The sequence below is a fragment of the Sphingopyxis sp. SCN 67-31 genome (genome assembly GCF_001725095.1).
The window spans coordinates 1-8316 of record NZ_MEFH01000125.1; the positions used below are offsets into that span (position 1 = coordinate 1).

8 protein-coding genes and 1 pseudogene are annotated in these 8316 nt (G+C 66.0%); 3 read left to right on the forward strand and 6 right to left on the reverse strand.

Going from position 1 to position 8316, the window contains the following annotated elements; translation table 11 throughout:
* The 6 genes and pseudogenes from ABS88_RS20935 to cyoA all read right to left on the reverse strand — a co-directional run.
* Window positions 1–663, reverse strand: a pseudogene (locus tag ABS88_RS20935) (sensor histidine kinase); the annotation flags it as partial.
* Window positions 660–1385 (reverse strand): SURF1 family protein, encoded by a 726-nt coding sequence (locus ABS88_RS20940; protein WP_286750477.1) that lies wholly within the window; start codon window positions 1383–1385, stop codon window positions 660–662. The gene ABS88_RS20940 and the pseudogene ABS88_RS20935, both read right to left, overlap by 4 nt.
* A complete protein-coding gene (cyoD, locus tag ABS88_RS20945) occupies window positions 1382–1762 on the reverse strand; it encodes a cytochrome o ubiquinol oxidase subunit IV (RefSeq protein WP_286750478.1) in 381 nt (126 codons plus the stop codon). Before cyoD ends, ABS88_RS20940 begins: the two co-directional genes overlap by 4 nt.
* Complete coding sequence (cyoC, locus tag ABS88_RS20950) at window positions 1759–2388, reverse strand: cytochrome o ubiquinol oxidase subunit III (RefSeq protein ID WP_286750479.1); 630 nt, start codon at window positions 2386–2388, stop codon at window positions 1759–1761. Before cyoC ends, cyoD begins: the two co-directional genes overlap by 4 nt.
* Window positions 2389–2391: 3 nt before the next feature.
* On the reverse strand, window positions 2392–4401 hold the full coding sequence (gene cyoB, locus ABS88_RS20955) for a cytochrome o ubiquinol oxidase subunit I (protein WP_286750480.1): 2010 nt from the start codon (window positions 4399–4401) through the stop codon (window positions 2392–2394).
* A 20-nt stretch (window positions 4402–4421) separates the two neighbouring features.
* The gene (gene cyoA, locus ABS88_RS20960; protein WP_286750481.1) at window positions 4422–5606 is read right to left on the reverse strand and encodes a ubiquinol oxidase subunit II; all 1185 of its coding nucleotides are present in this window, start codon (window positions 5604–5606) and stop codon (window positions 4422–4424) included.
* 188 nt (window positions 5607–5794) lie between these two features.
* Here cyoA and ABS88_RS20965 point away from each other — a divergent pair, with 188 nt between their 5' ends.
* From ABS88_RS20965 to ABS88_RS20975, 3 genes are all read left to right on the forward strand, one after another.
* A complete protein-coding gene (locus ABS88_RS20965; protein ID WP_003040213.1) occupies window positions 5795–7123 on the forward strand; it encodes an MFS transporter in 1329 nt (442 codons plus the stop codon).
* 79 nt (window positions 7124–7202) lie between these two features.
* Entirely contained in the window at window positions 7203–7613 is a 411-nt protein-coding gene (locus ABS88_RS20970) for a DUF2946 family protein (RefSeq protein ID WP_086457149.1), read from the forward strand.
* 65 nt (window positions 7614–7678) lie between these two features.
* Window positions 7679–8194: a DUF2244 domain-containing protein gene (locus tag ABS88_RS20975; RefSeq protein ID WP_003040207.1), complete on the forward strand. Its 516-nt coding sequence runs from the start codon at window positions 7679–7681 to the stop codon at window positions 8192–8194.
* The last annotated feature ends 122 nt before the right edge of the window (window positions 8195–8316 follow it).

Consider the following 8316-nt stretch of genomic DNA (forward strand, 5'->3'; position numbering starts at 1 on the left):
CGCGGCGCCCGAGGCGAGCAGGCCCATGCGGACGATATGATCCTCCTCCGCCGCGCGCTGGCTGGCGGTGGCCAGCGCCGCATCGCGCTCGCGCAGGTTACGGCTCATCCGCGTGACGAAGGCGACGAGCAGCACCGCAATCAGCAGGAAGCAGACGAGGCTGCCCTTGAGATAGAGCGCCAGCGGATCGGCGGCATAGGGTTGCGGCAGGACGAGCGGCGTCGGATCGATGCGCAGCGCGACCATCGCAACGATCGCGCCCGCCACCACGGCCCAGGACGAACGCGGCGTAAGCAGGATCGCGCCCATCACCACCTGAAGCAGAAACAGCGAGGCGAAGGGATTGGTGAGACCGCCGCTATGGTGGAGTTGCCACCCCAGCGCCGCGACATCGAACAGCAGCACCGCCGTCAGCTCGCGGTTGGCGACCGAATGGCCGCCGCGCAGCCGCGCGAGGCTGGCGAGATTGATCGCGATTAGGACGATGATCGCGCCGAGCAGCGGCGCAAGCGGCAGCTTGATGCCCATCAGCCCGTTGACGACCTCGATCGTCGCGAGCTGGCCGCCGACCGCGATCCAGCGCAGCTGGATCAGCAGCGACATGTTCCGCTGGCCGGCGTCGGCTGCCGGAAGCGCGATCGGTGGGGCCGTGGCTTCGCTCATTCGTCCGGCATATTGGACGCATCGGCGCCCGGACGCCACAGCCGCCAGGCAAAAAACAGCGCGAGCAGCATCAGCGCGAACCAGGTCAGCGCATAGACCAGATGATTGTCGGGGAATTTGACGACGGTCAGCCCGCCCACGGGCAGGCCGCCGGGGTTCGGCGCCGCGTCGGCATCGACGAAATAGGGCGCGGTGCGGCCGAGACCGCGCGCCGCCGCGATCGCGGCGACGTCGCGCGAATACCACCGGTTCGCGGCGGGATCATTGGCGCGCAGGAAGCCGCCGCCGGGCTCGGTCACGCGCAGCAATCCCGTTACCGTCGTCGGTCCGGCGGTATTACCCGCGGCGCGCGTTGCCGGATCGCGGCGCTCGCGCGGCACGAAGCCGCGATTGACGAGCAGCGTGAAGCCGGGCGTTTCGAGCGGCGTCATCACCCAATAGCCGGCACCGCGATCGGTGACCGCCTGAACCAGCGTCTCGCGGTCGTGGCGAAAGCGGCCCGTCGCGGTGACGCGGCGATAGGCGTCGTGCGCCGCGTCGATGCCGCGCCATGCGGCCGGTGGTGGCGCGGGAACGGGGGCGGCGTGGATGCGCGCATCGACCGCCGCGACCAGCGCATGTTTCCACTCGCGCCGTTCGAGCTGCCAGACGCCCAGCGCCGCGAGCAGCGCCGCCACGACCAGCGCCGCCGCGGCAAAGGCCGCGCGGCGCGGCCGGGTCACGGCAACTGGCTCATGTCGTGCGGCATCGGCATCATATTGGTGTTGAGGTGGTGCATCACCCATAGCGACCCCGCCAGCATGATCACGACGACGATGATCGTGAACAGCAGCGAGGTCATCGACCAGCCGCCCTCCGCCTTCGGCGTCATGTGCAGGAAATACACCATGTGGACGACGATCTGAACCACCGCGAAGCCCATGATGATCGCCGCGGTCACACCGGCCGACAGCGGCATCGTCATCACCATCCAGAAGGGGATGGCGGTCAGGATCACCGACAGGACGAAACCGATCGCATAATCGCGCATCGACGCGTGCGGCATCTCGATCTCGTGATGCGCGTGGTCGGCGGCGTGGTGGTCGTGGTTCGCGCTCATCGCAGCATTCCCATCAGATAGACGATCGTGAAGACGCCGATCCACACGACGTCGAGGAAGTGCCAGAACATCGACAGGCACATGACGCGACGCTTGTTCGCGGCGATCAGCCCATGCTTGCCGAGCTGGATCATCAGGGTCACCAGCCAGATGATCCCGAAGGTCACGTGCAGCCCGTGGGTCCCGACCAGCGTGAAGAAGGCCGACAGAAAGGCGCTGCGCTGCGGCGTCGCGCCAAGTTCGATCAGATGGTGGAACTCGTATAGCTCGATGCTCAGGAAGGCGAGGCCGAAAAGGCCGGTGATCGCCAGCCAGAACTGAGTCCCCTTCACCTTGCCCTGCTGCATCTGGAGTACGGCGAAGCCATAGGTGATCGACGAAAAGAGCAGCATCGCGGTGTTGAGCGCGATCAGTTTCAGGTCGAACAGATCCTTGGGCGCCGGCCCCGCGGCATAATTGCCGCCGAGCACCGCATAGCAGGCGAACAGGATCGCGAAGATGAGGCAGTCGCTCATCAGATAGATCCAGAAGCCCAGCATCGTGCTGTGCCCTTCGGGATGGGGATGCTCGTCGAGTTCGTAGAAGGCGGGCGCTTCGCCCGCGGCGGGGAGGGTGGTGCTGCTCATCGATCAGGCTCCGGCCGCCGCAAGCTGGCGGGTGCGCGCATCCTCGACCTCGGCCACCGTCGCGGCGGGGATATGGAAGTCGCGCTTATAGTTGAAGGTGTGGGTGATCGCACCGCCGACCAGGCCGACGAAGCCCAGCGCGGCGAGCCACCAGATATGCCAGACAAGCGCGAAACCCATCACCAGGCTGATCCCCGCGAGGATGATCCCGGCGCCGGTGTTGCTCGGCATATGGATGTCGCGGAAGCCGCCGACCGGGCGCTCGGCGCCGCGCGTCTTCATGTCGTGCCATGCGTCGAGTGAGTGGATCACCGGCGTGAAAGCGAAATTATAGTCGGGCGGCGGCGAACTGGTGGCCCATTCGAGCGTCCGGCCGCCCCACGGATCGCCGCTTTCGTCACGCAGTTCGTCGCGCTTCCAGATGCTGACCGCAAACTGGACGAGCATGGCGGCGATCCCCACCGCGATAACGGCGGCGCCGATGGCGGCGATCACGAACCAGATTTGCAGGCTGGGATCGTCGAACACGCGCATCCGGCGGGTCACGCCCATCAGGCCGAGGATATAGAGCGGCATGAAGGCAAGCCAGAAGCCGACGACCCAGCACCAGAAGCTGATCTTGCCCCAGAAGACGTCGAGCTTGAAGCCGAAGGCCTTGGGCCACCAATAGTTGATCGCCGCGAACAGGCCGAACAGCACGCCGCCGATGATGACATTGTGGAAATGCGCGATCAGGAACAGCGAGTTGTGCAACACGAAGTCGGCGGGCGGCACCGCGAGCAGCACGCCGGTCATCCCACCGACCACGAAGGTCAGCATGAAGGCCACCGTCCACATCATCGGCAGGTCGAAACGGATGCGGCCGCGGTACATGGTGAACAGCCAGTTGAAGAGCTTGGCGCCCGTCGGGATAGAGATCACCATCGTCGTGATCCCGAAGAAGCTGTTGACGCTCGCGCCCGATCCCATGGTGAAGAAATGGTGCAGCCAGACGAGGTAGCTCAGGATCGTGATGACGATCGTTGCATAGACCATCGAGGTATAGCCGAAGAGCTTCTTGCCCGAAAAGGTCGAGGTCACTTCGCTGAACACGCCGAACAGCGGCAGGATCAGGATATAGACTTCGGGATGCCCCCAGATCCAGATCAGGTTCACATACATCATCGGCGATCCGCCGAAGTCGTTGGTGAAGAAGTTGGTGCCGAGATAGCGGTCGAGCGTCAGCAGCGCGAGCACCGCGGTCAGCACGGGGAAGGACGCGACGATCAGGATGTTCGCGCACAGGCTGGTCCAGGTGAAGACCGGCATCTTCATCAGGCCCATACCGGGCGCGCGCAGCTTCAGGATGGTGACGATCAGGTTGATCCCCGACAACGTGGTGCCGACCCCCGCGATCTGCAGCGCCCAGATATAATAATCGACGCCGACATTGGGGCTGTAGGCGATGCCCGACAGCGGCGGATAGGCCAGCCAGCCCGTCTGCGCGAACTCGCCGACGAAGAGCGAAATCATGACGAGCACGGCGCCTGCGGTCGTCATCCAGAAGCTGAAATTGTTGAGGAAGGGAAAGCTGACGTCGCGCGCGCCGATCTGCAGCGGGACGATATAGTTCATCAGGCCGGTGATGAAGGGCATCGCCACGAAGAAGATCATGATCACCCCGTGCGCGGTGAAGATCTGGTCATAATGGTGCGCGTTCAGATAGCCTTCGGACCCGCCGAACGCCATCGCCTGTTGCAACCGCATCATGATCGCGTCGGCAAAGCCGCGCAGGAACATGATCAGCCCCAGGATCATGTACATGATCCCGATGCGCTTGTGGTCGACGGTGGTGAACCACTCCTTCCACAAATAGCCCCAGAGGCGATATTTGGTGATCAGGCCGAGCACCGCGATTCCGCCGATCACCACCGCGGCAAAGGTGAAGATCAGGATCGGTTCGTGGATCGGAATCGCGTCGAGCGACAGGCGGCCGAGGAAGGGGCCGGTTTCGGGGGCGGGGTGCGGGGTCATGGCGATCTCGGCGACAAAAATCAGGAAAGCGGGCGGGGCGAGGCGGCGTTGAGCGCGGTCTGCGCGGGCGCGGCGCGCTTGCCGGGGCTGGGCAGGCCGGCGCCGGTCAGCGGCGCCTGGCTCGCCGGGGCGGCGTCGGGGGTTTCGGCCTTCGCCATCAGCGGCGAACTGCACAGCGCGGCGACATAGCGCTTGCCCCAATATCCAGGCTCGGAGCCGCGCGCGGCGAACTTGTCATAGGTCAGGCTGCGAACATTGTGGATGCCCGCAATGCCGGCACCGCCCGCGGCGTCGATCGACATCATGTCGTGCATGCACATCTTGCCGGGTTCGACGCACATGTTGACCACCGCGTCGAAAAGCTGCGGTTCGACCGCCGCGAAGCGCTGAACGGGCACCCTTTCGCTGGGCTTTTCGAGCGCGAGATAGGCGTTGCGGTCGAGCGTCTTGCCCTCGGCCTTTGTGGCGGCGACCCAGGCGGCGAAACCAGCATCGTCGAGGCTCTTGACCGCGAAGCGCATGTTCGAAAAGCCGGCGCCCGAATAATTGGCCGAAAAGCCCGTGAAGTCGCCGGTCTGGTTGAAGACGCCGTGGAGCTTCGTCTCCATGCCCGGCATCGCATAAATCTGGCCGGCGAGCGCGGGGATGTAAAAGCTGTTCATCACCGACGATGCCGAAATGCGGAACCGCACCGGATGATGCGCGGGCAGCGCCAGCTCGTTCACCGTCGCGATGCCCTGATCGGGGTAGATGAACAGCCATTTCCAGTCGAGCGCGACGACCTGCACGTCGATTGGCTGCGTCGCCGCCGCGACCGGCTGGCCCGGCGCGGTGCGCGCCAGCGGGCGATAGGGATCGAGCAAATGGGTCGCGACCCATGTCACCGCCCCCAGACAGATGATGATGAGCAGCGGCGCTGCCCAGATCACCAGCTCAAGCTGCGTCGAATGGTCCCAGTCGGGCTTGTAGGTCGCGGCCTTGTTCGCGGCGCGATAGCGCCAGGCGAAAAAGATCGTCAGCGCCATCACCGGCACGATGATGAGCAGCATCAGCACGGTCGAAACCAGGATCAGATTGCCCTGCTGCTGGGCGACGTCGCCCGCAGGATCGAGCACGACCATATTGCAACCGGCGAGCAGCGGAAACGCCGCGAGCAGCGGCAACAACCGGAATCGGGTGGACGGACGGGAGAGCTTTTCTGGCATGGCGGCGCGCCTAGGCCCGCTTTGCTGCACCGCACATAGGACATTTTGTCCAATCCCTTGATCGCGATCAATGACGCAGGGGCATTTTCATGAAGGGGCGCCGCGCCCTATAACCCGACTCGCGCCATCCCTCCGTGCATGCCCGCCGCGCATGCCGGCGGCGGCGCCCGATGCAGGACCGCCTACCCATGTCTGCCGATACCGCGCCCACCACCACCCAGGCCGAACGGGACGCCCGCGCGCTTCACGACGACGGCCATCCGATCGCGCCCGGAGAGATCGCCATCGGCGTGGTCATCGGGCGCACGTCGGAATTTTTCGACTTCTTCGTCTATGCGATCGCATCGGTGCTCGTGTTCCCGAAGCTGATTTTTCCGCAGCTCGATCCGCTGCAGGGGACGCTCTGGTCCTTCGCGATCTTCGCGCTCGCCTTCGTCGCGCGTCCCGTCGGCACGGTGATCTTCACCGCGATCGACCGCGCCTATGGCCGCGGCGCAAAGCTGACGACCGCGCTGTTCCTGCTCGGCGGATCGACCGCGGCGATCGCCTTCCTGCCCGGCTATGAATCCATCGGCATCGGCGCCGCGCTGCTCCTCGCGCTGTTCCGCATGGGCCAGGGCGTGGCGCTCGGCGGGTCGTGGGACGGGCTTGCCTCGCTGCTCGCGATCAATGCGCCCGCGGGCAAGCGCGGCTGGTATGCGATGATCCCGCAGCTCGGCGCGCCGCTCGGCCTGATCGTCGCCAGCCTGCTCTTCATGTTCCTGATCTCGGCGCTGCCCGCGCAGGATTTCCTCGACTGGGGCTGGCGCTATCCCTTCTTCGTCGCCTTCGCGATCAACGTCGTCGCGCTCTTCGCCCGGCTGCGCATCGTCGTCACGCCCGAATATGCCGCGTTGTTCGAGGACAAGTCGCTCGAACCCGCGCCGCTCACCGAAACGGTGCGGTCGGAATGGAAGGTCATCCTGACCGGCGCCTTCGCGCCGCTCGCCAGCTTTGCGCTCTTCCATATGGTTACGGTTTTCCCGCTGTCGTGGGTGTTCCTGTTTACCGAGGAAACACCGGCGCGCTTCCTGATGATCGAAGCGGTGGCGGCGTTCGTCGGCGTGCTCGCGATCATCGCGTCGGGCCGGCTCGCCGACAGCTTCGGCCGCCGCACCGTGCTTGGCGCGACCGCCGCCGCCATCGCCGCGTTCAGCGGCTTCGCGCCGCAACTCCTCGACGCGGGCGAAGCGGGCGAGGCGGTGTTCATGATTCTGGGCTTCGCGCTGCTCGGCCTGTCGTTCGGCCAGTCGTCGGGCGCGCTCTCGTCCGAATTCCTTCCGCGGCACCGCTACACCGGATCGGCCTTCACCTCCGACCTTGCCTGGCTGTTCGGCGCGGGCTTCGCGCCGATGGTCGCGCTCTGGCTGTCGAGCAGCTTCGGCCTGATCGCCGCGGGCGGCTATCTGTTGTCGGGCGCGGTCGGCACGCTTGTCGCCCTGTGGCTCAACCGCGAACTGGCGCGCACCATCGGCTGATCGGCCTGAGACAATTTGTCCGGCCGCCGCGGCGCGCGCGGCCGGTGACAAGCGCCGCGCGCCAGCGTAAAGGGGACGAATGACGGGGGTACGCGCCTGGATTGCACGCCATCGCGGGCTGGCCATGTGGCTGGTCGCGCTGGCGTTGCTGTCGAAAGCGCTGGTTCCCGCGGGCTATATGCCCGGCCATGATGCATCGCGGACGATCGACGTCGTCCTCTGCTCCGATCCCGGCGGCCAGCCGCTCGCGCAGCAGATCGTGATTCCCTTCGAAAAGGGCGGCGAAGATGTGCCCGCCAAGCATGGCGGCAAGGGCGAATGCGCCTTTACCGCGCTCGCGCATGGCGCCGTCGCCGCCGCCGATCCGGCGCTTTTGCTTGCTGCGATTGCGTTTCTGTTCGCGCTCGGCTTCGCGCCGCTTCCGGTGCCGCCGCTGCGCCGTCTTTCCCGTCTCCGCCCGCCGCTGCGCGGCCCTCCGGCGCACGCCTGACACGCTGAACCCGCTGTGTCGGACAGCCGCGCGCCTTGATCGCGCGGTCCTGCCGGAGATTGTCCATGTACGAAATAATGCGCCGTCCCGAGGGGCGGCATGCGGACGATGAAGCGTCCGCGTTCGATGCGCCCGATGGCATCCGCCTGCGCATGCGCGAGAACCGGTCGCGCCTGACGCAGCACGGGCGCGAGACCTTTACCGTCCTGATCCTGCTGTTCATGGCGATGGCGATCCTGCCCGCGCTGCAGGGGCGCTGGCTCGTGCCGCTGTTTGCGCTATCGACCATGGCGGCGCTGGTGCTGGCGCTCGAATGGCACCAGCGCAATCCGCCGCCCGAGGAATGGCTCGAACTGTCGGATGGCCGGTTCGTCTGGCGCGGGCGCAGCAGGGCGGCCGTCGACCTGCCGTCCTATTGGCTTCGCTTCGAGCTGGAGCGGCGCGGGCCGACCGACTGCCGACTCGTCTTCCACCACCGAATGCAGCGCTTCGAGGTCGGGCATTGCCTGAACCTCGACGAGCGGCGCGAGATCGCCCCGATCCTCGCCCGTGCGCTCGCGGCAAGCAACCACATGAGGTAGGACATGGCCCCATCTCCGCCTCGCCGCATTGCCGCATTGCGCCGGTTTCGCCGCCGCTGCTGGGCGGCTGTCGGTTTGTGCCTGCTGATGCAGGTCGGATCGGCAGCCGCTCAAAACTGGGC

Bases quoted from the DNA above. Each gene is read 5' to 3' on its own strand.
- cyoD (WP_286750478.1), bottom strand. From the start codon at position 1,762: ATGAGCGCGAACCACGACCACCACGCCGCCGACCACGCGCATCACGAG.
- cyoC (WP_286750479.1), bottom strand. From the start codon at position 2,388: ATGAGCAGCACCACCCTCCCCGCCGCGGGCGAAGCGCCCGCCTTCTAC.
- cyoB (WP_286750480.1), bottom strand. From the start codon at position 4,401: ATGACCCCGCACCCCGCCCCCGAAACCGGCCCCTTCCTCGGCCGCCTG.
- cyoA (WP_286750481.1), bottom strand. From the start codon at position 5,606: ATGCCAGAAAAGCTCTCCCGTCCGTCCACCCGATTCCGGTTGTTGCCG.
- ABS88_RS20965 (WP_003040213.1), top strand. From the start codon at position 5,795: ATGTCTGCCGATACCGCGCCCACCACCACCCAGGCCGAACGGGACGCC.
- ABS88_RS20970 (WP_086457149.1), top strand. From the start codon at position 7,203: ATGACGGGGGTACGCGCCTGGATTGCACGCCATCGCGGGCTGGCCATG.
- ABS88_RS20975 (WP_003040207.1), top strand. From the start codon at position 7,679: ATGTACGAAATAATGCGCCGTCCCGAGGGGCGGCATGCGGACGATGAA.